We start from the raw sequence: 22,418 nt of genomic DNA, 5'->3' as shown, positions 1-22,418 counted from the left end.
CTTCTCTGGAAAAAGGTGACGGGCAATCTCGGGATCGCCATGACTTCGATGCCGGGTTATCGACTTGTTTGCAGCATGCTTTAACTATTGCGGCGAACAGTAAGACGCCATCGCGAGCAAGCTCGCTCCCACAGGGATTGTCGCTGCCTTTGTGGGAGCGAGCTTGCTCCGGGCGGCGTTCCGACGAAGGGGCCATCACTTCATGCCGAGCCTTTTGGCCATCCGCCCCAGGTTCGCCCGATCCAGGCCTAGCTCACGCGCCGCGCTGGCCCAGTTGTTGTTATGCCGTTCCAGGCAGGCGCCGATCAGTTGACGCTGATAACGCTCGGTGGCCTCGCGCAAATCGCCGGTCACCAATTCTGTCGCGACGACTGCGGGTTGCTCCACGACGGATTCAGCGCTGGCGTTGGGCAGATCCAGATCAGCCGCGCTCAGGCTGAGTATCTTTGGCCGTTCCTTGCAATTACCCAGGGCTTTCAAGGCGCTGCGGCCGATCAAATGCTCAAGTTCGCGCACATTGCCGGGCCAGTCGTAGGCCAATAGCGCGGCCTGGGCGTCGCTGTTCAGGCGCAGGCTGTTGAGGCCCATGCGCGAGCGGTTGTGCTCCAGGAAGTAACCGCTGAGCAGCAGCACATCGCGCCCGCGATCGCGCAGGGCCGGCACCAGCAGCGGATAAACGCTGAGGCGATGGTAGAAGTCGGCACGGTAACGGCCGCTGCGCACTTCTTCGGCGAGGTCTCGGTTGGTTGCCGCGATCAGGCGCACGTCGACCTGATGCTCCTTGTCCGACCCCAGTCGCTGCAATTGACCGCTCTGCAACACCCGCAGCAGCTTGGCCTGCACCGTCAACGACAACTCGCCGACCTCATCGAGAAACAGCGTGCCGCCATTGGCCAGTTCGAACTTGCCACGGCGGTCGTTCATCGCCCCGGTGAAGGCGCCGCGAACATGACCGAACAACTCGCTTTCCACCAAGGTGTCGGGCAGCGCGGCGCAGTTGAGGCTGATGATCGGTTTGTCGGCGCGGGGCGAGGCGGCATGGATGGCCTGGGCCACCAACTCCTTGCCGACCCCGGTTTCGCCGGTGATCAACACGGTCAGGTCACTGCCGCCCACCAGACTGATTTCTTCGACCAGACGCTTGTGGGCCTTGCTCTGGCCAATCATCTCGCGATTCTGCTGGCCGCTGGCCTGGCGGTAGACTTCGGCGCGTTGATGTTCATCTTCGACCCGGTTGTTCAACCGCTCGATGCGTTCGGCGGCGTTGACCGTGGCGGCGGCGAGGCTGGCGAAGGCTTGCAGGGCATCCAGTTCGATCGGTTCGAAGCGCTCCGGATCGAGGGCGTCGAGGGTCAGCAGACCCCATGGACGCTCGTCGATGAACAACGGGCAACCCATGCAGTCGTGGACTTCCAGATGATCATCCAGGCCATCGACCAGACCGTCATAGGGATCAGGCAAGTCGCAGTCGACAGCGAAACGGGTCGGACCGGGGCTGCTGAGCAGCGCTTCGAAACGCGGGTGCTCACTGACCTTGAAGCGCCGACCGAGGGTGTCGGTACTCAAGCCGTCGACGGCCAGCGGCACCAGCCATTCGCCATCGAGGCGCAGCAGGGCAGCGGCATCGCACGGGAGCAGGGCGCGCATGGCTTCCAGCAGGCGGCGATATCGCTCGCCCTCGGGCAGTTCGCGGGACAGATCGGCGACCAGGGGCAGCAGGGCGGTGAGCAGGGGTTTTGCAGTCATAGTGACTCCGTGTAGTCGATATGACTATAAATCAGGTAGTGTCTAAATGACTATCTTGTTATTAACATACTGATTTATAACGATTAATTAGTTGGCATGGAAGCTGATAAGCATAGGGTAATCCGTTAGCAACTCAAGAAGACCAGGAGTTACCTTATGCTGAGCGCTCAAGACCGTGCCATCGTCAAATCCACCGTACCGCTGCTCGAAAGCGGTGGTGAAGCGCTGATCACGCACTTCTACCGCATGATGCTCTCGGAATACCCGCAAGTTCGCCCGTTGTTCAACCAGGCCCACCAGGCCAGTGGTGACCAGCCGCGTGCCTTGGCCAACGGCGTATTGATGTACGCGCGCCATATCGACCAGCTCGACCAGTTGGGCGACCTGGTGGCCAAGATCATCAACAAGCACGTGGCCCTGCAGATTCTGCCGGAACACTATCCGATTGTCGGGACCTGCCTGCTGCGGGCCATCGCCGAAGTTCTGGGCGAAGAGATCGCCACTCCTGAAGTGATCGCGGCCTGGGGCGCGGCTTACGGGCAACTGGCGGACATCCTGATCGGTGCCGAAGCCAGCGTCTACGACCAAAAAGAACAGGCCCACGGCGGCTGGCGCGGGGCGCGGGAGTTCATCGTGGTGGACAAGGTCGAGGAGAGCGCCGAGATCACTTCGTTCTACTTCGAACCCGCCGACAAAGGCCCGATCCTGGCGGCAGAACCCGGCCAGTACATCGGCATGAAACTGATCCTCGACGGTGAAGAGATCCGTCGTAACTACTCGCTGTCGGCGCTGGCGAACAAAGGCCGGTACCGCATCAGCGTCAAGCGTGAAGCCGGTGGTCGCGCGTCCAACTACCTGCATGACCAGATGCATGTCGGCGCCAGCATCCAGTTGTTCCCGCCATCGGGCGAGTTCACCCTGACCGCCAGCGACAAACCGCTGGTCTTGATCAGTGGCGGCGTCGGCATTACCCCGACCCTGGCGATGCTCGAAGCGGCGCTGGAGACCCGGCGGCCGGTGCATTTTATCCACTGCGCGCGCAACGGCAGCGTTCATGCCTTCCGCGACTGGATCGACGGCCTGGCCGAGCGTCATCCGCAACTCAAGCGCTTTTATTGCTATTCCGAGGACGACGGCGTGAGCCCGGCGGCACACAAGGTCGGTTTGTTGAGCCAACAGCAGTTGCATGCATGGCTGCCTGAGCAGCGTGACCTGGATGTTTACTTCCTGGGGCCGAAAGGTTTCATGGCATCCATCAAGCGCCACCTCAAGGCACTGGGCGTGCCGGAGAAGCAAAGCCGCTATGAGTTCTTCGGGCCGGCAGCGGCGTTGGAGTAAGCGGTTGCGGCGACTCGGGGGACCGACTTGCCCGCGAATGCCGCACTGCGGTCCTGAATTGAAAAAAAACGCTCGAAAGTTAATCCCTTCTTAACCGCCTTATCGTCTATTCCCCCGAATCCCCCTGACATGCTCCAGACTCTCAAAGGTCCGGGCCAGCGTGTAGACTGGCGGGCAATCGATATTTTGAAGGGAAACGCGATGAGCGAGGAAACCATGCGGTTGGGGCGTGAGCGGCGCTATCTGGTGTTGCTGGGCATCATTTGCCTGGCGCTGATCGGCGGCGCGCTGTACATGCAAATTGTCCTGGGCGAGGCACCTTGCCCGCTGTGCATCCTGCAACGATATGCGTTGCTGCTGATCGCGATCTTCGCCTTCATCGGCGCGGCCATGCGCAACCGTCGCAGCATCACGGTGTTTGAAACCCTGGTGGTGATCTGCGCACTGGCCGGCGTCGGCGTTGCCGGGCATCACGTCTATACGCAGTTCTATCCGGCGGTCAGCTGCGGCATCGATGTGCTGCAACCGATTGTCGATGGTCTGCCGCTGGCGAAGATCTTCCCGCTGGGCTTCCAGGTCGATGGTTTCTGCTCCACGCCGTATCCGCCGATCCTCGGTCTGTCGCTGGCGCAGTGGGCGCTGGTGGCCTTCGTACTGATCGTGGTGCTGGTGCCGCTGTTGACGTCGCGTAACCGCAAAGCGCTGCTCTGAGGTCATCTGCCGCCACGCATTGTCGGACAAAAAAGCCCCGGTCCTCGCAGAGAGGACCGGGGCTTTTTTTGTCTTGCGGAGCGCATTTCAGAGGCCAGGTAAAATGACCGTGATGTGCGACAGCCAAGGGTGCGACACATGTGCGACATGTTGTCACAGAGTCGGTGTCGCAGGGCGTTCGAGGAGGCCGGATTGGTGCATGGAAACGTAACGAAATTGGGCTGTTTTGCAGGCTCCCGGTTTTTTCCGTTCCGAGCACAAACAGGCAGTTTTAACACGGTCTGGCGAATAGCCAGAGCCCCCGTCATATCGGGCCTCGGGCACGCTCAAGGGCAGTGAAGAGGGACCCGATACTGTCTGAACTGTGGGTGGAAGACCTACTTTTTTTGGTGTTTTTGTTGAGAATGAATTTCGATAAGATGCGCCACTTTTGCGAAAGCGGTTAATGATTGTTGCCGGTTCGGATAAAAATTATTTCGGGATGAGACATGGTTTATAAAACGTTACATATCTACAATCGCCCGCACTGAATTCCCGGCACTGCTCAAATCTTAACCAGGCGTGAGCAGAAACAGGGTGTCGAGAGGTCTGGTGGCTTCATGCGATGCCCAGGTGTCGGAGCCTCCAACTACCCGCACCAAATGGAATTGGTCTGTAACAAGGCCTTTGACCACGAATTCGAATAAGAACTCACCGCAGGCCCGGGATTTGTCGTAAAGCGTCTGACGCACGACGGGCATGCCCTTATTCAATCCAAGAAAAATGCCAACCCTTGGCAGGGTGAAGTGTTGGCGATCAAAACCCAACTGCATTGCGCAAGCTGCTTTAGAGGTCGTGAGATGAGTAAAAACAGGTACCCCAGACTACTAGGCTTATTGCCGCTGATCGGCACGTTGTTGCTGTCAGGCTGCAACATGACCTTGCTCAATCCCAAGGGCCAGGTCGGTCTGGACGAGCGAAACCTGATCATCACCGCAACGCTGCTGATGCTGTTGGTCGTGGTTCCGGTCATCGTCATGACCTTCCTGTTCGCCTGGAAATACCGCGCGTCCAACACCAACGCCACCTACACCCCGAAATGGAACCACTCCACCAAGATCGAGATCGCGGTGTGGGCCGTTCCAGTGCTGATCATCATTGCCCTGGGTTACGTCACCTACAAGTCGACCCACGCCCTTGACCCGTACAAGCCGCTGGAATCCGACGTGAAGCCGGTGACCATCGAAGTGGTCGCGCTGGACTGGAAGTGGCTGTTCATCTACCCGGAACAAGGCATCGCCACGGTCAACAAGATCGTGTTCCCGGCGCACACCCCGGTCAACTTCAAGATCACTTCCGACGCCGTGATGAACTCGTTCTTCATCCCTGCTCTGGGCGGCCAGATCTACGCGATGGCGGGCATGCAGACCAAGCTGCACCTGATCGCCAACGAGAACTCTGAAATGGACGGTATCTCCGCCAACTACAGCGGCGCTGGTTTCACCGGCATGAAATTCAAAGCGATCGCAACGACTCAGGAAGAATTCGACGCCTGGGTAAGCGAAGTCAAAAAGGCACCTAAACAGCTTGAACAAGCTGAATACGCAGCCCTTTCCAAGCCAAGCCAGAACAACCCAGTCGAGCTCTACTCCTCGGTGACGCCGAACCTGTTCCAGACCATCGTCGACAAGTACGAAGGCATGAAACCGGGTCCTAAGGTGCACCACGAGAAGAAAGAGAAAGAAGTGGCCGCTACGGACATGAACTCGCATTCAGCTGCCGGGGCAGAGGAGTAAACGATGTTTGGTAAATTAAGTTGGGAAGCGATCCCGTTCCACGAGCCGATCGTCATGGTGACCATCTCCATGATCGCGCTCGGTGGTCTGGCGTTGTTCGCTGCAATCACCTACTTCAAGAAGTGGACCTACCTGTGGACCGAGTGGCTGACGTCGGTCGACCACAAGAAAATCGGCGTGATGTACATCATCGTCGCCATGGTCATGCTGCTGCGCGGCTTTGCCGACGCCGTCATGATGCGTACCCAACTGGCCATGGCCACCGAGGGTTCGCCTGGCTACCTGCCACCTGAACACTATGACCAGATCTTCACCGCTCACGGTGTGATCATGATCATCTTCATGGCGATGCCATTCTTCACCGGCCTGATGAACCTTGCAGTGCCGCTGCAGATCGGCGCGCGTGACGTTGCGTTCCCGTTCCTGAACTCCCTGAGTTTCTGGCTGCTGGTTTCCGGCGTAGTGCTGATCAACCTGTCCCTGGGCGTCGGCGAATTCGCCAAGACCGGCTGGGTTGCTTACCCACCACTGTCGGGCCTGCAGTACAGCCCTGGCGTGGGGATGGACTACTACATCTGGGCGCTACAGCTATCGGGTCTGGGTACGACGCTGACGGGGGTCAACTTCCTGGCCACCGTGCTGAAAATGCGTACCCCTGGCATGAAGCTGATGGACATGCCGATCTTCACCTGGACCTGCACCTGGGCCAACGTCCTGATCGTGGCTTCGTTCCCGATCCTGACCGCTACCCTGGCGCTGCTGACGCTTGACCGTTACATGGATTTCCACATTTTCACCAATGAACTTGGTGGCAATCCGATGATGTACGTGAACCTGTTCTGGGCCTGGGGTCACCCTGAGGTGTACATCCTGATCCTGCCAGCGTTCGGTATCTTCTCCGAAGTCATCTCGACCTTCACCGGCAAGAAACTGTTCGGCCACCACTCGATGATCTACGCATCGGGCGCAATCTCGATCCTGGGCTTCATGGTTTGGCTGCACCACTTCTTCACCATGGGTTCGGGTGCCAGCGTCAACGCCTTCTTCGGTCTGGCGACGATGCTGATTTCCATCCCGACGGGTGTGAAGCTGTTCAACTGGCTGTTCACCATCTACCAGGGCCGTCTGCGCTTCACCAGCCAGGTGCTGTGGACTCTGGGCTTCATGGTGACCTTCGCCATCGGCGGCATGACCGGCGTACTGCTGGCCATCCCGGGTGCCGACTTCGTTCTGCACAACAGCCTGTTCGTGATCGCGCACTTCCACAACGTGATCATCGGCGGTGCAGTATTCGGTTACATCGCCGGTTTCGGCTTCTACTTCCCTAAAGCGTTCGGCTTCAAGCTGCACGAAGGCTGGGGCAAGGCTGCATTCTGGTTCTGGATCTCGGGCTTCTTCGTCGCGTTCATGCCGCTCTATGCACTGGGCTTCATGGGCATGACCCGTCGTCTGAACGCCACCACCAACCCTGAGTGGGTGCCGTACCTGTACGTCGCCATGTTCGGTGCGGTGATGATCGCCGTGGGTATCGCTTGCCAGCTGATCCAGCTGTACGTCAGCGTGCGTGACCGCAACAAGCCGGAAAACATGTGCGAACACGGCGACCCGTGGAATGCACACACCCTGGAATGGTCGACCTCGTCGCCACCTCCGTTCTACAACTTCGCCGTGCTGCCAAAAGCCGACGTTGTCGACCCGTTCACCGAAGCCAAGGAAAACGGCACCGCGTACAAGGTTGCGGCCAAGTACGAGCCGATCCACATGCCAAACAACACCGCTACCGGTGTGGTGATGGGCGCGCTGCTGACCGTGTTCGGTTTCGCGATGATCTGGCACATCTGGTGGCTGGCAATCGCTAGCCTGGCAGGCACCGTGATCTACTTCGCGATCCACGCGGCCCGTGATGATCAAGGCTATATGGTGCCGGTCGACGTGATCGAGCGCATCGAAGCCGAGCAGCACAAGCGTCTGGTTGCGGCAGGGAAAATCCCGGCCACCGCCACCCGTGTTGAAACCTCGTTGGAACAGGCTTAAACCATGTCGAACTTAGTGACCAATGCTGGACACACCCATGTCGATGGACATGGGCATGATGACCATCACCACGACTCGGGCGAGATGACCGTATACGGTTTCTGGCTCTACCTGATGACCGACTGCATTCTGTTTGCATCGATCTTCGCGGCGTACGCGGTACTGGTTAACAACGTAGCGGGTGGCCCGTCGGGCCACGACATCTTCGAACTGCCATACGTACTGGGCGAAACCGCTCTGCTGCTGTTCAGTTCGATCACCTACGGCTTCGCCATGCTGGCGTTCTTCCGTGGCAACAAGAAGCAGGTCCTGGGCTGGCTGGCCATGACCTTCCTGTTCGGTGCCGGCTTCATCGGCATGGAGATCAACGAGTTCCACATGCTGATCTCCGAGGGCTACGGCCCTAACCGTTCCGGCTTCCTGTCCGGGTTCTTCACCCTGGTCGGCACCCACGGTCTGCACGTGACCAGCGGTCTGATCTGGATGGCGATCATGATGTACCAGGTGCAGAAAAAAGGCCTGACGGCGACCAACAAGACCCGTCTGAGCTGCCTGAGCCTGTTCTGGCACTTCCTGGACGTAGTGTGGATCTGCGTATTCACCGTTGTTTATCTGATGGGGACTATGTAAATGGCTAACGCATCACATTCCCATGGCCACGACGACGCCGGTCACGGCAGCGTCAAGTCCTACGCCATCGGCTTCATCCTGTCGGTGATCCTGACCCTGATTCCATTCGGTCTGGTGATGTACCCGACGCTGCCGAAGTCGATCACCCTGATGATCGTCGTCGCGTTCGCAGTCATCCAGGTGCTGGTGCACCTGGTGTACTTCCTCCACCTGGACCGTTCGGCCGCGCAGCGTAACAACGTGATTGCGTTTGTCTTCGCCGCGATCGTGATTGTCCTGCTGGTTGGCTTGTCGCTGTGGATCATGTTCAGCATCCACACGTTCATGATGGCGAAGTGAGGTAAATCCGCATGTCCCTCAAGCACTTTATCCAAATCACCAAACCGGGGATCATTTTCGGTAACGTGCTTTCTGTGGCAGGCGGATTTTTCCTGGCCTCCAAAGGGCATGTCGATCTGGCCATCTTCCTGGCCGCCATGATCGGCACGTCCCTGGTGGTTGCCTCCGGTTGCGTGTTCAACAACTGCATCGACCGCGACATCGACCTGAAGATGGAACGCACCAAGAACCGGGTGCTGGTCCAGGGCTTGATCTCCCTGAAACTGGCCCTGATCTATGCGACCGTCCTGGGTGTCGCCGGCGTTGCCCTGTTGTACAAGGTGGCCAACCCGTTGGCCGCGCTGTTTGCGGTGATCGGCTTCGTCATCTACGTCGGCTTCTACAGCCTGTACCTCAAGCGCAAGTCGGTTCACGGCACGCTGGTGGGCAGTCTGTCGGGCGCCATGCCGCCGGTGATTGGCTACGTCGCAGTGAGCAACACCTTCGACATGGCCGCGCTGACCCTGCTGGTGATGTTCAGCCTATGGCAGATGCCTCATTCCTACGCCATCGCGATCTTCCGCTTCAACGATTACCTGGCTGCATCGATTCCGGTGCTGCCAGTGAAGCGCGGCATCCAGGTGGCCAAGAAGCACATCCTGATCTACATCCTGGCCTTCCTCGTGGCGACCTTGATGCTGACCTTCAGCGGCTACGCCGGCATGAGCTACCTCGCCGTCGCCGCGGCCATGGGCATGTACTGGCTGTACATGGCCTGGACCGGCTACAAGGCAGTGGATGACACGGTCTGGGCACGCAAGCTGTTCGTGTTCTCGATCTTCACCATTACCGCGTTGAGCGTGATGATGTCCCTGGACTTCAAAGTGCCGACGGAGTTGCTGCTGACGTACGCGCCTTAAGGTTTAGATGCTGTAACGAAAAGCCCCGCCTTCGAGAGAAGAGCGGGGTTTTTTGTTTGGGGGGATTTTAGTCATTTCGGAAAACGGAGTATGGCATTTGGGAAATGTCCTAACGCCGGCACCTGCATTGCTCGGGTAGGGTCTCTATCCACCCATTAATAGATCAGTAGGGCAGACAACATCGGCGACGTATACGTCTTCGATGACATTAGAGGAGGGATGAATGAGAGAACGGAACCTGTTTGACGAGTTGATACAGGGCGTTGAAGAAATGAGCGTTCAACGCGAAGCCATGTTTATGAAGGGCCGCAATGCGGTGGAAGACTTGCAAATCGCTGATATGGGTACGCAAGAACTCCAGGCGCATGCGCTTCCAGGCGACAAGCATTTAAACTGCGACTTAAGAAAAAATTGAGATAATCTTGGAATATTAAGATTTTATTGGCCGACTAAAGAAAAAATGTCCGGCCTGATCAAAAGGAGGATCTGCGCGATGAGTTCAGCTGGGTACGCATGCCTGCAAGACACGCTGCAGCTTTCAGCCTTTCCTTTGCGCCAGCCCGCCAAGGTGCAGCCCGTTACACGGCTTGAGCGAATCGGTGACACATTGGCAGTTCCACCTGGGATTGCCCCTGCTTCAGACGATCTGTTGGGGCATGTGCTCTTCGCCTTGAAGCATGAAGGCATCAACCTCACCATTCTAGCCCAAGCGTTACCTCAGATTCCGGCACAAGCACTTGAGGCCGAATTGCAAAAAGCTCCGAACGGGATCTACATCCGCAAGGCTTGTTTCCTTTACGAAGCGTTCACTGGCGAAGGCTTGACTCAGCACTCTCCAGTAAAGGGTAGCTTCATCCCTTTATTCGACCCGAAACAGTATTTGACGATGCCAGGGGAGCGCAACTCTCGCTGGCGTGTGGAGTTCAACGGTATTGGCACTTTGGCTTACTGCGCGACGGTTGAACGGACACCTCAAATCACTGCTCTGCTAGAGCACGATATTCTTGCGCGCGCCCAGCAATTCATTCAGAACCTGCCATCAGGAATGATGGATCGAGCGATCAACTGGGCCTACCTGAATGAAACCCGGGACTCGTTTGCCATCGAGAAGGATTCGCCGAGCGAGGAAAAATCCAGACGTTTTATTCAATTGCTCAGACAGGCGCATGAACGCATTCCATTGAGCGAGGATTATTTGGTGACCCTCCAGAATGCGACGATTTCCAATCCCTATGATATGGCTGCTGCGTTCCGCCATGAGCAGAACCACTTGGCAAATGGTCTGCAAGGTGCTGCGGGTGTAACGTTTGTTCCGCCTGCACCTGATCTGTGTCGGGAGCTGATGGATCAGCTTATGGCTTTGGGAAATGAAGCGACAAAGCACGTTGACCCACTAGTTGCCGCCGGAGTCATTTCATTCGGTTTCGTCTTCCTACACCCTTTCATGGATGGAAATGGTCGACTTTCTCGCTTTCTCATCCATCAGACACTGTGCCGTGCAGGTGCTTTGGAAAACGGCTTTCTGCTCCCCGTATCGGTTGCAATGAAGCGAGAAGAGCGTCTGTATCTGGAAACCTTGCAGGAGTTCTCTCGTCCTGCGCGTGAGTTCTGGGACGTCCGATGGATTGATCAAGGAAACTTGTCGTTCAACTTCACGGGGCATCCGGCAATCTATCGTTTCTGGGATGCCACGCCAGGCGTACGGTTTACTCTGGAAATGGCCAAGCGAGCGCTTGAAGTTGAGTTGCGTGAGGAGACTGTTTTTCTCGAAAACTACGACAAGATCGTCAAGGCAGTCGATGAGCGCTACGACGTCAGGGGCAGTGACTTGTCCAACCTGGCGATGATGTGCCTAGCGCAAAATGGCATGGTGTCGAAGCACCGCCGTAAGCAATTCAAGTACTCGGTTCAGGAAGAAGTATTTGACTACATCGAGCAGGTCACGCAAGCCTTGCTTAGGGCGCAGGAAGAGGAAAAACTACAAGCTGAAACTGCTGTCGAGTAGCGACTAGAGTGCTGCACTAGTAAGTATGATTCAGGGCACGACACGAACATTCAAAGCCCCACGTTTCTCTAGAAGCGCGGGGCTTTTTCATTCAAACGCGGTTGTTACACGGTGCGTCGAGCACTTTCACCACGTCATCGATGATTGCTTTGCTCATGTCCTGCAAAAAATGCGAGGCCCAGGCGTGTCGGTCGGAGTCGCGGACCATGGCGGCGTCTGAGGCGAGCAATTTGGCGAGGTGGAGCAGGTCGGAGGCGTGGTAGAGGGCTTCGATCACCGGGACACCGGCGTTGATGCGCAAGAGTGGTTCGTTGGCGTGGTAGGAGAATGGGGTGAGGCCGATGGTTTTGAGGTCTTGGGGATTGGTCATTGGGCTTCACCTCCTGTAGGTCAGGTGATGTGGGATGACCGGTGAAGTGGACAGATCATTAGCGTGCATTGGCAATACTCCAGAAATCAAAGTAGAGCCGCCACGTTCGTTCTCAGGCGAATGGGTGGCAGCTATGCGCAGGCTGAGAAACCGGTTGCACGACCCGGCAGACCCGAAGGTCTCCCACGCACAGCCGCCATTGCACGAAATGCGGGCATAAAAAAACGCCAACAATCGTGATTTGGGCGCTAGTGCGCGTGCAGTTTACCCGGGTTCTCAGGCCCGGTCGCTGAATTGGCAGCGACCGGGCGAAGTTAACCGGCAAGGATGGAGTCGGCAATCGTAGCGATCTGCTGGCCGGGGATGACCGGGACACCACAACCCCTGTGGGAGTGGGCTTGCCCGCGAAGGCGGTGTGTCAGGCAACATTGATGCTGGATGTGACGGCCTCATCGTCGGATCGCCGCCCGGAGCAAGCCCGCTCCCACAGGATTGAGAGCAGTCAGTTACTTAAGTGGTTTATCGAGCAACCGGAAAAACCGCTCGCGCACCTGCAAGCTGTCGCTGTGCGCCACGTTGAAGCGCAGGAACTGACTGGCATTCGGCCCTTTGCTCAGCAAGGTGCCCGGCGCCAATACCATGTTGTTCTCCAGCCCCTGGCGAGCCAGGTTCTCGGCATGCAATCCATCCGGCAACCGCGCCCAGATAAACACGCCTTCGCCGGGTAGCGACGATAGTGAACACCCGGCCTCCGCCAACCAACTCGCCACTCGGCTATTGGATTCATACAACCGGTCCACCGTGCGCCGCGCATGCTTGGCATAGCTGCCGTCGCTGAGCATGGTGCAGGTGATCTGCTCCGCCAGTTCCGACGTCACCCCGCCGCAGGCCATTTTCAGGGCGACCATGCGTGCCGCCAGTTGCGGTGACAGTACGGTGTAGCTGACGCGGCTGTTGGCGGTCAGGGTCTTGGAGAAACCGGAGACATAACTCACGTTGTCCAGCCCGCTGGCGGCCAGGCGCGGGGTGCGGCGTTGCTGGATGTCGCAATACAGATCGTCTTCGACGATGTGGAAACCATGGCGGTGGCTCAGCTCCAGCAAGCGGTAGACCTGGGCCGGGGTGAACGAGTGGCCGGTGGGGTTATGCAGTGTGCTGTTGGTCATGTACAGCACGGGTTTGTGGGCGATCAGCAGTTGCTCGAAAGCGTCGAGGTCCATGCCGTCGCAATCCCGGGCGATGGTGATGACTTTGGCCCCGTGCAGCGCCAGGTTGGCGTGCATGTTGAAGTAGCAGGGGTCGTCGAGCAGCACGGTGTCGCCGGGTTTGACCAGCAGGCGCATCAGCAGGTCGATGGCCTGCATGGTGTTGGCGGTGGTGATGATCTGGTCCACCGGCGCTTCGATGCCGAAAGTCGCCAGTTTGACCCGCAAAGCCTGGCGCAGCGGCAGATAACCACCAGCCACGCCGTACTCGCCCATGCGCAAGGACGTCGCTCGCAGGGTACTGCGCACGGCTTTCTGCAATTCTTCGGCGGGCAGCCAGGAGGTCGGCAGAAAACCGCAGCCGGGGCGCAGCGCGCCGTTGTCCAGCAGCAGTGCGCGGCGCACCACGCTGAGGGTGTCCTGGGGTTGCAGGTCCGGGCCGGTGCCGCTTTGCAGCGCGGCGCTGGAGCGATGCACGTAATGCCCGGAACCCTGGCGCGACACCACCAGACCCTTGGCACGCAAGCGGTCCAGGGCATCGACCACGGTGGATTTACCCACGTTCATCAAGTCGGAGAGTTCACGAATCGGCGGCAGTTTGGCGCCGTGGGGCAGGCCACCCGTGCTGATGGCCTGGGTCAGCTGATCGACGATCTGCTGCACCAGCGGCACGCCGGGCTGGAATTCAATGGCGGCTATGACTGCACGTTGAACCTGCATTTTACTGGTCTCTCCGGCAGTAAAGTTCGTTGGATTCTATACGAACTTGCTCTGATCAGGACAAGCCTCTCTCTCTACCATGCCCTTACAGACTTTTCTGATGGTCGACCTTTGCCGGGCGGCAATCGCGTGGTTCATGAGGTGTTGCATGGGTGTCGAAACAACGGTCGCGGTCGCCAAACCGGTCATCAACCTGCGTTTGTTCACGATCCGGATCATCACCGCTGTCTCGCTGTTCGCGGTGCTGGGTAAGGCCAACGTCTGGCTCGACACTGCCACCAACAGCATTCTGGCCCTCGGATATCGCGCCTTGTTGCTGCTGTTGCCCCTGACTTTACTGGTACTCGGCCGTCGCTCCCTGAGCGTCACGCTGCTGTGTGCCGGCCTTGGCCTGGTGCTGCTGGCGCTGACCAGCCATCAAGGCATGGTGATGTTTGCTGCCGCGCTGTTTGCCTATGGCATTGCCATTGCCGGTTACCTGATCAAGAGCGAAGCGGCCCAGACCAAGGAAGGTGCAGCCTACAACCGCGTGGCCATGAACATGGGCAGCCTGGTGGCCGGTTTGATCCTGTTGTCGCCACTGCTCACGCCAACCATGTTTTTCCTCGGTGCGGCAGCGTTCGTGTTGCTGTGCCTGCCGATCGCCCTCGGCGCGACTTTCACCAGCGAGCCGGTGGTAGCCCGCCCGGCCAGTCAGGCCGGCAGCAACCGGGGCAACAAACTGCCCTGGGTGATTGCCGGGATCATCATGGGCATCAAGCTGTTCGGGGTGTTCTCGATCCTGCCGCAAGCGATCCTGCTCAAGACCGGCGAGCTGCCGGCCTGGTACGGCTTGATGCTGATCCTCAACAGCGCCGTGGTGGTGTTTGCCCAGGTGCCGGTGATGAAGCTGATCGAGCGCACCGGGCGCTTCAAGGTCGTGGCGGTGATCGGGATCATCGTCGGCGGCTTTGCCGTGCTGTCTTCGCCCGCCGCGTTCCATGTCGAAACCCTCGCCGGGGCGCTGATCTGGGTGGCGCTGCTGTCCATCGCCGAATGCGCCTTCAGCTACCTCGATTACTTCTCGGTCAAGCAGAACAACATGTTCGTCAAGGAAGTGTCCCTGGGTGTCGGGGCCGGGTTGACGGTGTTGATCATGCGGGTGGTGCCTGCGCCCTACAACGCGCTGGTGCTGGCCGTTATCGGTGGCGGAGGGATCCTGGCCTGGTACTGGCTCAACCGTAAATCCAATGCGTCGTTGCATGACTGAGTCATCGCCGTTGCGGTTTTCACTTTGCAGGTCGGGGGCATTAATGAATACGACTTCATGCGTGGTAGTGGTCGGTTACAACGGCAATCGGGTTCACGACATCCAGAAACTGCGCGAGCTGTGCAAGTCGCTCTACAACGCCAGGCTCATCCTGCTGGTCGAGAAAATTCAGCCCCATGACGACCAGGTGGCCGATCACGTCTGCAGCACTTCGCTGGCCGAGAAAGATGTGGCGGCGTCCCTTGAACTGGTGGTGGGGTGCCTGAATGCCGACAACTGGAAACTGATCGGCGTACTACCGTTCTCCGATCGCGGCGTGCTGCTTGGTGCAGCGCTGGCCAGCCACTTCGGCCTGCCGGGCATTACCCCGGACGAAGCGCGGGCGGGGCTGGACAAGCAGATCTTTCGCCGGCTCGAAGCGGCGGCCGGCACCTCCCCTGAAGAATACCGACCGGTGTTTTCCGCACGAGTCGAAAGCCTGCCGGAACTGCGCCAGCGCGTCGTCGAACTGGGCGGCACGGCCTTCATCAAACCGGCCTGCGAAGGCGCCAGCCGGGGCTGTCGCGTCATCCATCACCCTTCGGAATGCGATGACGCCTGGCTCGCCCTGAAGCCTTATCGCGAAGGCGGCATCGTCCTTGAAGAGCTGGTGCAGAACGCCCGCGAATACAGCTGGGACTACGTGGCCGGCAGCACCTGGGTGACTGAAAAAACCACCACCGAAGGCGCCTACCGCGCGGAGATCCAGCAAGTCGTACCGGCACCGCTTCCGGCACAGGTACAGGCGCGTTTGATGGCAGCCGGTCGGCATATGTCGGGTTTGGTATCCCAGGACAATGGGGCCTGGCACAACGAGGTGTTCCTGCGCAGCGACAACCTGACCTCCGCCGTGGAAACCAACATGCGTCCCGGCGGCATGCACATCTGGGACCTGGCCAAACGAGCCTTCGTCAATTTCGATCCGTGGGAACGCTGGGTGCGCTGGGCGGTGGAAGGCCGGACCGAACAGCATGAGCCAGTGGCTCGCGGCTACTGCGGCATTCGCCTGCTCAGGGCACCGACCGGCGGGATCCTGCGTGCCACGCCTGACATCGGGGTCCTGGCCCGCGCACTGCGTATCGACCTGGTGGAAGGGCAGTACGCCAAACGTATCGGCGACTCGGTCAGCGCGCTGGTCAAAGACAATTTCTCATTCATCGGCCACATCGTGTTGTTCAACGAACACTACGGACAACTGAGCAACGACCTGTTGCGTCTGGCCGAGTCGATTGAGTCACGCATCGAGGTGACTTGCCTGTCACCGGCCACCCGCGCCGTGTGCTGAGCCCGCAAGCACCAGGTTTTTGCATTACTGATTAAGAGGGTTCGATCAATGATCCAGCACATGACCTGCGATGAACGCTTCATCGCCCTGGCCAAAGAGTTTGGTTATGACATCTACGGCGAAAACACCGCCGGCGGGCATTACGCGCCGCTGATCCGTCATCACGATGAGCTGTACATCAGCGGCCTGGTGCCGCGCATGAACGGCAAGATCCACTACCCCGGCCGGGTCGGGCTGGACCTCAACATGGCCGATGCGCAAGCGGCGGCCAGCATCAGCGCGATGCGCGGCCTGGCGCTGATCGTCGATGCCATTGGTTCGCTGGACAAGATCAAGTCATTGATCCGGGTAACGGTCTATGTGAAGTCCACGGCGGACTTTGTCGATTTGAGCGAAGTGGCCAACGGCGCTTCGGATGTGTTCAGCCATGTACTGGGCGATGCCGGTAAACATACACGCACCACGATAGGTGTGTATCAGTTACCCAAGAATGCCGCGATTGAAGTGGACATGATCGCCGCCTTGCGCCCATCGGTTTTATAAATTATTCCCCCGACTTTACAGCGCTGAACCGTTAACTTAAGGTTCAGCGCTAAAGTATGGGGAATAAAAAGAAAGGACGTGCGAATGGATAACTTTCAAGGTGCGTTTTTTTCATATAAGGATTTTCGCCAGAGTCTGCATCATCGACCGCCAGGCCCCAAGGTGTGGAAAGGCACCGAACTGGCGGGTTTGCGTCAAACCCTTGAAGCCAGTGACGTTGATATTGTAGCGTTGGCTCACGACAAGAGCATTGAGGGCTGTGAAGTGACGCCTGGGATGGCGATCGCCATGCAATGGCTGAATCCAGGTGTGACGCTCAACGGCCATGCCCATTCCTGGTGGCATCTGTTCGTCATCCAGTGCGGCAGCGGCGTGCTGACCCTCGGCGATGCCGATGAGGTCAACGTCAGCAGCGGCGACGTGCTGCTGGTGCCGGCCTGGACCAGGCATGGCTTCGTCAACACCAGCAAACACGAGCCTCTGGCGATGCTGAACATGAGCAACATGCCGCAAATGGCACTGCTCTCGAACTTTGCCGACAGCCATGGGCTGATCACCACCCAGCCGTAATTTCCCACCGTATCTGCCCGGGGAGCCAACCTTCGTTGGCTCCCTTTTTTGTTTTACAGGCCTGCCCCCGTATCCCCTTTTGCAGCGGTTTTGGCGGCGTGTCTGCCGGTAAATAACAACTTTCTGTATCGATTCAAACGAACAAATTCTGTATCTATTCAGCCTTCATTCAACTAACTACGATCACTTCAAATGCACGTTAATCCCTGCAGTTGGTGAATGGAGTGTTCTATGGAAAACAGGAAGCTAAAACTGTACATCGGTGCTGATTATGTCAGTGCTTTTGCAATGTCGGCTTTTGTGGCGCTCAAGGAAAAGCAACTTTCATTTGAACTGGTTACGGTTGATCTGAAAACTCGCGACAACTATTTGGCGAGTTATCGTGATCTTTCGCTGACATGCAAAGTTCCAACGTTGGTTCACGAAGGTTTTGCCTTGTCGGAATCCTCGGCGATTGCCGAATACCTCGATGAACTCTCTCCGGGGCATAAAAAACTTTATCCGCAGGACTTCCAGCAGCGCGCCCGTGCCCGTCAATTGCAGGCCTGGTTGCGCAGTGACTTGCTGGTGGTGCGCAAGGAGCGCCCGTTTGACCTGGTGTACTTCGGTAAAAAAGATGCGCCCCTGAGCGCCGATGCCCAAGCCGCCGTCGAGCGTTTGTACTTCGTCGCCGACCATTTACTGGAAGAGGGCGCCGAGCATCTGTTCGGTGACTGGAGCATTGCCGACACCGACCTGGCAATCATGCTCAACCGACTGGTTGCCAACGGCGATCCGGTGCCTGCCCGGCTCGCAGCCTATGTGCGTCGCCAGTGGGACCGCGACAGCGTCCGGGCGTGGATGGACATAGAGCGCAAAGCGCCGGCCATCGCGTAACAACTCTCAGGGCAATCACCAGGAGCGCGGTCATGCAAGGACTGTCGGAGCACGAACGCTACAAACCCTATAACTCACGCACCATCCGCGACACACCTTACTGGCACAAGCTGACGCCGGCGTTGCAGGAGGCCATGACCGTCGTGGCCCGGGTCATGCCATTTCGTACCAATGAATACGTGCTGGGCACGCTGATCGACTGGAACAACATTCCGGACGATCCGGTTTTCCGCATGACCTTTCCCCACAAGGACATGTTGCTGGCGGAGGAATATGCCTCGCTCAAACACTTGATCGAGCAGGATGACAGCGCGGCGATCAAGCGCCGGATCGAAGCGATCTGGCTGCGCATGAATCCTCATCCGGCCGGGCAATTGACCCACAACGTTGCCACCCTCAACGGAAAAGTCCTGTCGGGCATCCAGCACAAGTACCGCGAAACCGTGCTGTTTTTCCCCGGCGCCGGTCAGACCTGTCACGCGTACTGCACCTTCTGTTTCCGCTGGGCGCAGTTCATCGGCGAAGAAGAGCTCAAGTTCAACGCCCGTGAATCCCGGGAGCTGGTGAGTTACCTGAGGGTGCACAGCGAAGTGACGGACGTGCTGATTACCGGCGGCGACCCGATGATCATGAATACCCGCTCGCTGGCCGGTTACATCGAGCCGCTGCTGGATTTGCCACACCTGAAGAGCATCCGCATCGGCACCAAATCCGTGGCGTACTGGCCGCAGCGTTTTGTCAGCGATAAGGATGCGCCTGAGTTGCTGGAGCTGTTCCGGCGCATCGTCGCGGCGGGAAAAAACCTGTCGATCATGGGCCACTACAACCACCCGGTGGAGATCCGCCAGGCCATCGCCCGCCAGGCCATCGAGCGCATTCGCTCGACGGGCGCGACGGTGCGCATGCAGGCGCCGGTGATCCGCCACATCAACGAAAACCCCGCCGATTGGGCCGAGCTGTGGACCGAAGGCGTGCGGCTCGGGGCCGTGCCTTATTACATGTTCGTCGAGCGTGACACCGGCCCCAGCCACTACTTCGCGATGCCGCTGGCCCGGGCCTTCGAGATCTTCCAGGCGGCGTACCGCACGGTGTCCGGGCTGGCGCGCACAGTGCGCGGGCCGTCCATGAGCACCTTCTACGGCAAAGTGTTGATCAACGGCATCGAGACCGTCGCCGGGGAAAAGGTCTTCGTCCTGCAGTTCCTCCAGGCGCGCAATCCGTTATGGGTGTTGCGCACGTTCTATGCGCGCTTTGATCCGCAGGTGACCTGGTTCGACGACTTGCAGCCGGCATTCGGCGAGCGTGCGTTTTTCTTTCAGAGCGAGCCCGCAGCGGTGCCCGAATTGATACCCGTGTTGCTGGAAACGGCGTAGGAAAAATAATGAGCAATGGGGAGATATGGACATGAGCAGTATCCCGTTTGATCAACGCCAGGGCGTTATCTGGCTCGACGGCGAGTTCGTCGAGTGGTCCCGGGCGCAGTTGCATGTGTTGACCCATGGCCTGCATTACGCGAGCACCGTGTATGAAGGCGAACGGGTCTACAACGGCAGGATTTTCAAGCTGCGCGAGCACAGTGAGCGGCTGTATCGCTCGGCGCAAATGATGGACTTTGTCATTCCCCATGAACTGGCTGAACTGGAAGCGGCCAGCCATGAACTGCTGCAACGCAACCAGGTCGTCGACGGTTATCTGCGCCCGGTGGCCTGGCGCGGCAGTGAAATGATCTCCACCTCGGCGCGTTTCAATCGTGTGCACGTGGCCATCGCTTGCTGGCAGTGGCCGAGCTATTTCGACCCAGCGGCGCGGATGGCTGGCATCCGCTTGAAAACCGCGAGCTGGCGCCGCCCGCCACCGAGCAGCAGCCCGTTCGAAGCCAAGGCATCCGGGCATTATCAGATCGCCACGCTGAGCAAGCACGACGCCGAGAACAATGGTTACCACGACGCCTTGATGCTCGACTGGCGCGGCCATGTCGCCGAAGCCACCAGCGCCAATGTGTTCTTCGTCAAAGGCCGGACCCTGCATACCCCGATACCGGATTGCTTCCTCAACGGCATCACGCGGCAGACCGTGATCGAGTTGGCCAAAGCGCTGGATTACCAGGTCGTCGAACGCACGATTTTGCCTACGGAGCTTGGCGACTTCGACGAGTGTTTTCTCACCGGCACCGCAGCCGAAATCACCCCGGTGCAGAGCATCGATGAGCAGCGCTACCGACCGGGCGATGCCTGCCGTGACTTCATTGCCGCCTACACCTCAACCGTAAACGCCTGATCACCTGCCAGGAATCTCACCATGTCAGATCAAGGGATTGTTGCGTCTCAACCTTACATTTCGCTCGGCCATCGTCATGAAGAACTGTCGACGTTGGGCTGGACGGTGCTGACTCCGGACGAATTTGCCGATGATGTCGTAGGCACCTTGCAAGAGTTCGGTCCGATCATTCCGCAGTTCAACGGCCAGATGGCTTTTCCCATTACCCGCAAACCGGGTTACGAAGACTTGCCGTACTCCCAGAGCATGAACGGCATCGGCCCGCACACCGAGGCGCCGGTGTACGGGCCGCCGCCGCGCTACCTGGCGTTGCATTGCCATAAACAGGCGACCTGTGGCGGCGGGCACACCGGCCTGGTGGACGGCTATGAGTTTCTCCGCTTCCTCGAACGCAGCGAGCCGCAGCTGCGCGAATGGCTGGATGACACGCCGGTAGAATTTGTCGCCACCGCCAAACCGGGCGAACCGGGACAACGGCGGGTCCAGGAATACATCCTCACGCCTACGGAGGACGGGGATATTTTCCGCTTCAGCTACAACCAGTTTCACTACGGCGATGTGAATCCGTCCAAGGAGGCGTTGCAGCAATCCCGGGTCGCCAACAGCACCTCGCCACTGGCCAGGTTTGCCGTGCTCGGCGAAGCGTACTTCGTCGAGCACAACGTTCCGGTGCTGATTCCCGACGGATGCCTGCTGATTTGGGATAACTGGCGAATGATCCACGCCCGCAGTCGTTACACTGACCCGGCGCGCCACCTGACCCGCTACTGGCTGGCCTGATTTTTCCGTCGCCCTTCATTCTTTTGGCGTACCCCCTGGCGGGTACGCGCCTTACAGGTATCGCGTCATGCAAACAGCAATCGAGATCGCCCAGGTCGATCATCAACTGATCGTGCGGCTCAACCAGGCCTGGACCAGGCGCGCCTCCGTTTGTGCGCCGGACAGGGCCCAGATCATTGAAGCGTTCGACCCGCTGCGCCCGGATTACCCGGAGTGCATGGTGCCGTTTTTCCATCACCCGAAATTCCAGGCCTTGAGTGACGAGCTGAAGAGCAGCGTGGTGACCTGGGGCTGGATCGGCTACAACCTGCGCACCGTCACCGCCGAGGAACATGTGGTCAACCCGGCACTCAGCGTCATCGCCAATCAGTATCTGGGCAAGGACGACTGGCATTTTCGCGAGGCCATGCAACAGACCCTGATCGACGAGCACTACCACACGCTGATGCACCTGCGCGCCATCGAACGGACCAGACTGGAGCGGGCACTGGATCAGGATCTGGACTTGCCGCCGTCCGTCACCTACCTGCGCCTCAAGGCCTTGCATGCAGAGCTGCCCGAGCAATGGCAGCGGGATCTGGCGTCGATCACTTTTGCGGTGGTGGCCGAGATCAGCGTCAACGCCTATCTGGACCTGCTGGCAGACGACCAGACCATCCAGCCGCAGAACCGTCGGGTGGCCGAGTTGCACAACCGTGACGAGTATGCCCACAGCAAGGTGCTGGCCGAAGTGGCGAAGGTCATGTACGCGAACATGCAGCCGACCCAGCGTGAGTTTTTCGCACGCAATCTGTCGGTGGCGCTGAGTGCTTTTATCGCTCAGGACTACTCGATGTGGGAGGCGATTCTGACGCAACTCGGGGTCGAGGATGCGGCGCTGATCATTGCCGACACCCGCGAGAGCAACAAGAACGCGACCATCATGCGCGACTACAGCGGCCTGCATAAGCTGGCACAGGACCTGGGCATCAGCGAGCAGATCGATTTCGACTTCCGTCCGACCCTCAAAACCACGGCGGCCGCCTGA

At 58.7% G+C, this 22,418-nt stretch carries 22 protein-coding genes; 18 read left to right on the top strand and 4 right to left on the bottom strand.

Annotation, left to right across the window (positions count from 1 at the left end; all coding sequences use genetic code 11):
* Positions 1-195 precede the first annotated feature (195 nt).
* Positions 196-1,746 (bottom strand): nitric oxide reductase transcriptional regulator NorR, encoded by a 1,551-nt coding sequence (gene norR, locus AB4Z35_RS01840; protein ID WP_442095825.1) that lies wholly within the window; start codon positions 1,744-1,746, stop codon positions 196-198.
* A 156-nt stretch (positions 1,747-1,902) separates the two neighbouring features.
* Between norR and hmpA the strand changes: the two genes are divergently transcribed.
* Together hmpA and AB4Z35_RS01830 are read left to right on the top strand one after the other, a co-directional pair.
* The gene (gene hmpA / locus AB4Z35_RS01835) at positions 1,903-3,084 is read left to right on the top strand and encodes an NO-inducible flavohemoprotein (RefSeq protein ID WP_116260398.1); all 1,182 of its coding nucleotides are present in this window, start codon (positions 1,903-1,905) and stop codon (positions 3,082-3,084) included.
* 201 nt (positions 3,085-3,285) lie between these two features.
* Entirely contained in the window at positions 3,286-3,795 is a 510-nt protein-coding gene (locus tag AB4Z35_RS01830; RefSeq protein ID WP_442095824.1) for a disulfide bond formation protein B, read from the top strand.
* A gap of 551 nt (positions 3,796-4,346) precedes the next feature.
* On the opposite strand, the gene AB4Z35_RS01825 is transcribed toward AB4Z35_RS01830, so the two are convergent.
* The gene (locus AB4Z35_RS01825) at positions 4,347-4,607 is read right to left on the bottom strand and encodes a hypothetical protein (protein WP_007970369.1); all 261 of its coding nucleotides are present in this window, start codon (positions 4,605-4,607) and stop codon (positions 4,347-4,349) included.
* A gap of 27 nt (positions 4,608-4,634) precedes the next feature.
* On the opposite strand from AB4Z35_RS01825, the gene cyoA reads away from it, so the two are divergent.
* The 7 genes from cyoA to AB4Z35_RS01790 all read left to right on the top strand — a co-directional run bounded on the left by cyoA (position 4,635) and on the right by AB4Z35_RS01790 (position 11,477).
* The gene (cyoA, locus tag AB4Z35_RS01820; protein ID WP_442095823.1) at positions 4,635-5,570 is read left to right on the top strand and encodes a ubiquinol oxidase subunit II; all 936 of its coding nucleotides are present in this window, start codon (positions 4,635-4,637) and stop codon (positions 5,568-5,570) included.
* A 3-nt stretch (positions 5,571-5,573) separates the two neighbouring features.
* Complete coding sequence (cyoB, locus tag AB4Z35_RS01815) at positions 5,574-7,604, top strand: cytochrome o ubiquinol oxidase subunit I (protein ID WP_442095822.1); 2,031 nt, start codon at positions 5,574-5,576, stop codon at positions 7,602-7,604.
* Between the two features lie 3 nt (positions 7,605-7,607).
* Positions 7,608-8,234: a cytochrome o ubiquinol oxidase subunit III gene (locus AB4Z35_RS01810; RefSeq protein ID WP_008000700.1), complete on the top strand. Its 627-nt coding sequence runs from the start codon at positions 7,608-7,610 to the stop codon at positions 8,232-8,234.
* On the top strand, positions 8,235-8,573 hold the full coding sequence (gene cyoD / locus AB4Z35_RS01805; RefSeq protein WP_108229076.1) for a cytochrome o ubiquinol oxidase subunit IV: 339 nt from the start codon (positions 8,235-8,237) through the stop codon (positions 8,571-8,573).
* A gap of 11 nt (positions 8,574-8,584) precedes the next feature.
* The gene (gene cyoE, locus AB4Z35_RS01800) at positions 8,585-9,472 is read left to right on the top strand and encodes a heme o synthase (RefSeq protein ID WP_007986830.1); all 888 of its coding nucleotides are present in this window, start codon (positions 8,585-8,587) and stop codon (positions 9,470-9,472) included.
* Between the two features lie 223 nt (positions 9,473-9,695).
* The gene (locus AB4Z35_RS01795) at positions 9,696-9,887 is read left to right on the top strand and encodes a hypothetical protein (RefSeq protein ID WP_442095821.1); all 192 of its coding nucleotides are present in this window, start codon (positions 9,696-9,698) and stop codon (positions 9,885-9,887) included.
* Positions 9,888-9,965: 78 nt separating this feature from the next.
* Entirely contained in the window at positions 9,966-11,477 is a 1,512-nt protein-coding gene (locus tag AB4Z35_RS01790) for a Fic family protein (protein WP_116581019.1), read from the top strand.
* Between the two features lie 91 nt (positions 11,478-11,568).
* Here AB4Z35_RS01790 and AB4Z35_RS01785 read toward each other — a convergent pair whose 3' ends face one another.
* Positions 11,569-11,847 carry a DUF3077 domain-containing protein gene (locus AB4Z35_RS01785; protein ID WP_442095820.1) on the bottom strand — a complete coding sequence of 93 codons (279 nt, stop codon included), beginning with the start codon at positions 11,845-11,847 and terminating at the stop codon, positions 11,569-11,571.
* Between the two features lie 506 nt (positions 11,848-12,353).
* Positions 12,354-13,772: an aminotransferase-like domain-containing protein gene (locus AB4Z35_RS01780; protein ID WP_442095819.1), complete on the bottom strand. Its 1,419-nt coding sequence runs from the start codon at positions 13,770-13,772 to the stop codon at positions 12,354-12,356.
* A 148-nt stretch (positions 13,773-13,920) separates the two neighbouring features.
* Here AB4Z35_RS01780 and AB4Z35_RS01775 point away from each other — a divergent pair, with 148 nt between their 5' ends.
* The 9 genes from AB4Z35_RS01775 to AB4Z35_RS01735 all read left to right on the top strand — a co-directional run bounded on the left by AB4Z35_RS01775 (position 13,921) and on the right by AB4Z35_RS01735 (position 22,418).
* Positions 13,921-15,021 (top strand): hypothetical protein, encoded by a 1,101-nt coding sequence (locus AB4Z35_RS01775; RefSeq protein ID WP_442095818.1) that lies wholly within the window; start codon positions 13,921-13,923, stop codon positions 15,019-15,021.
* Positions 15,022-15,064: 43 nt separating this feature from the next.
* A complete protein-coding gene (locus tag AB4Z35_RS01770; protein WP_442095817.1) occupies positions 15,065-16,345 on the top strand; it encodes an ATP-grasp domain-containing protein in 1,281 nt (426 codons plus the stop codon).
* Positions 16,346-16,393: 48 nt separating this feature from the next.
* The gene (locus tag AB4Z35_RS01765; RefSeq protein WP_007986839.1) at positions 16,394-16,888 is read left to right on the top strand and encodes a RidA family protein; all 495 of its coding nucleotides are present in this window, start codon (positions 16,394-16,396) and stop codon (positions 16,886-16,888) included.
* An 84-nt stretch (positions 16,889-16,972) separates the two neighbouring features.
* On the top strand, positions 16,973-17,458 hold the full coding sequence (locus tag AB4Z35_RS01760; RefSeq protein ID WP_008000709.1) for a cupin domain-containing protein: 486 nt from the start codon (positions 16,973-16,975) through the stop codon (positions 17,456-17,458).
* Between the two features lie 231 nt (positions 17,459-17,689).
* The gene (gene yfcF, locus AB4Z35_RS01755) at positions 17,690-18,334 is read left to right on the top strand and encodes a glutathione transferase (protein ID WP_442095816.1); all 645 of its coding nucleotides are present in this window, start codon (positions 17,690-17,692) and stop codon (positions 18,332-18,334) included.
* A gap of 32 nt (positions 18,335-18,366) precedes the next feature.
* Positions 18,367-19,707 carry a KamA family radical SAM protein gene (locus AB4Z35_RS01750; protein WP_442095815.1) on the top strand — a complete coding sequence of 447 codons (1,341 nt, stop codon included), beginning with the start codon at positions 18,367-18,369 and terminating at the stop codon, positions 19,705-19,707.
* A gap of 31 nt (positions 19,708-19,738) precedes the next feature.
* Positions 19,739-20,611 carry a branched-chain amino acid aminotransferase gene (locus tag AB4Z35_RS01745; RefSeq protein ID WP_442095814.1) on the top strand — a complete coding sequence of 291 codons (873 nt, stop codon included), beginning with the start codon at positions 19,739-19,741 and terminating at the stop codon, positions 20,609-20,611.
* A 21-nt stretch (positions 20,612-20,632) separates the two neighbouring features.
* Positions 20,633-21,391 carry a TauD/TfdA family dioxygenase gene (locus AB4Z35_RS01740; RefSeq protein ID WP_442095813.1) on the top strand — a complete coding sequence of 253 codons (759 nt, stop codon included), beginning with the start codon at positions 20,633-20,635 and terminating at the stop codon, positions 21,389-21,391.
* A gap of 67 nt (positions 21,392-21,458) precedes the next feature.
* Positions 21,459-22,418, top strand: a complete 960-nt coding sequence (locus tag AB4Z35_RS01735; RefSeq protein ID WP_442095812.1) for a diiron oxygenase — start codon at positions 21,459-21,461, stop codon at positions 22,416-22,418.

Origin of the sequence: Pseudomonas sp. KB_15, assembly GCF_052114525.1 — a bacterium.
In the GTDB taxonomy this organism is placed as follows: domain Bacteria; phylum Pseudomonadota; class Gammaproteobacteria; order Pseudomonadales; family Pseudomonadaceae; genus Aquipseudomonas.
This window is presented reverse-complemented; position numbering and strand designations above follow the sequence as displayed.

Bases quoted from the DNA above. Each gene is read 5' to 3' on its own strand.
- AB4Z35_RS01735 (WP_442095812.1), top strand. From the start codon at position 21,459: ATGCAAACAGCAATCGAGATCGCCCAGGTCGATCATCAACTGATCGTG.
- AB4Z35_RS01750 (WP_442095815.1), top strand. From the start codon at position 18,367: ATGCAAGGACTGTCGGAGCACGAACGCTACAAACCCTATAACTCACGC.
- AB4Z35_RS01770 (WP_442095817.1), top strand. From the start codon at position 15,065: ATGAATACGACTTCATGCGTGGTAGTGGTCGGTTACAACGGCAATCGG.
- cyoB (WP_442095822.1), top strand. From the start codon at position 5,574: ATGTTTGGTAAATTAAGTTGGGAAGCGATCCCGTTCCACGAGCCGATC.
- cyoE (WP_007986830.1), top strand. From the start codon at position 8,585: ATGTCCCTCAAGCACTTTATCCAAATCACCAAACCGGGGATCATTTTC.
- AB4Z35_RS01775 (WP_442095818.1), top strand. From the start codon at position 13,921: ATGGGTGTCGAAACAACGGTCGCGGTCGCCAAACCGGTCATCAACCTG.
- AB4Z35_RS01765 (WP_007986839.1), top strand. From the start codon at position 16,394: ATGATCCAGCACATGACCTGCGATGAACGCTTCATCGCCCTGGCCAAA.
- AB4Z35_RS01830 (WP_442095824.1), top strand. From the start codon at position 3,286: ATGAGCGAGGAAACCATGCGGTTGGGGCGTGAGCGGCGCTATCTGGTG.
- hmpA (WP_116260398.1), top strand. From the start codon at position 1,903: ATGCTGAGCGCTCAAGACCGTGCCATCGTCAAATCCACCGTACCGCTG.
- AB4Z35_RS01785 (WP_442095820.1), bottom strand. From the start codon at position 11,847: ATGACCAATCCCCAAGACCTCAAAACCATCGGCCTCACCCCATTCTCC.
- norR (WP_442095825.1), bottom strand. From the start codon at position 1,746: ATGACTGCAAAACCCCTGCTCACCGCCCTGCTGCCCCTGGTCGCCGAT.
- AB4Z35_RS01740 (WP_442095813.1), top strand. From the start codon at position 20,633: ATGTCAGATCAAGGGATTGTTGCGTCTCAACCTTACATTTCGCTCGGC.
- AB4Z35_RS01790 (WP_116581019.1), top strand. From the start codon at position 9,966: ATGAGTTCAGCTGGGTACGCATGCCTGCAAGACACGCTGCAGCTTTCA.
- cyoA (WP_442095823.1), top strand. From the start codon at position 4,635: ATGAGTAAAAACAGGTACCCCAGACTACTAGGCTTATTGCCGCTGATC.
- cyoD (WP_108229076.1), top strand. From the start codon at position 8,235: ATGGCTAACGCATCACATTCCCATGGCCACGACGACGCCGGTCACGGC.
- AB4Z35_RS01825 (WP_007970369.1), bottom strand. From the start codon at position 4,607: ATGCAGTTGGGTTTTGATCGCCAACACTTCACCCTGCCAAGGGTTGGC.
- AB4Z35_RS01780 (WP_442095819.1), bottom strand. From the start codon at position 13,772: ATGCAGGTTCAACGTGCAGTCATAGCCGCCATTGAATTCCAGCCCGGC.
- AB4Z35_RS01795 (WP_442095821.1), top strand. From the start codon at position 9,696: ATGAGAGAACGGAACCTGTTTGACGAGTTGATACAGGGCGTTGAAGAA.
- AB4Z35_RS01760 (WP_008000709.1), top strand. From the start codon at position 16,973: ATGGATAACTTTCAAGGTGCGTTTTTTTCATATAAGGATTTTCGCCAG.
- AB4Z35_RS01810 (WP_008000700.1), top strand. From the start codon at position 7,608: ATGTCGAACTTAGTGACCAATGCTGGACACACCCATGTCGATGGACAT.
- yfcF (WP_442095816.1), top strand. From the start codon at position 17,690: ATGGAAAACAGGAAGCTAAAACTGTACATCGGTGCTGATTATGTCAGT.
- AB4Z35_RS01745 (WP_442095814.1), top strand. From the start codon at position 19,739: ATGAGCAGTATCCCGTTTGATCAACGCCAGGGCGTTATCTGGCTCGAC.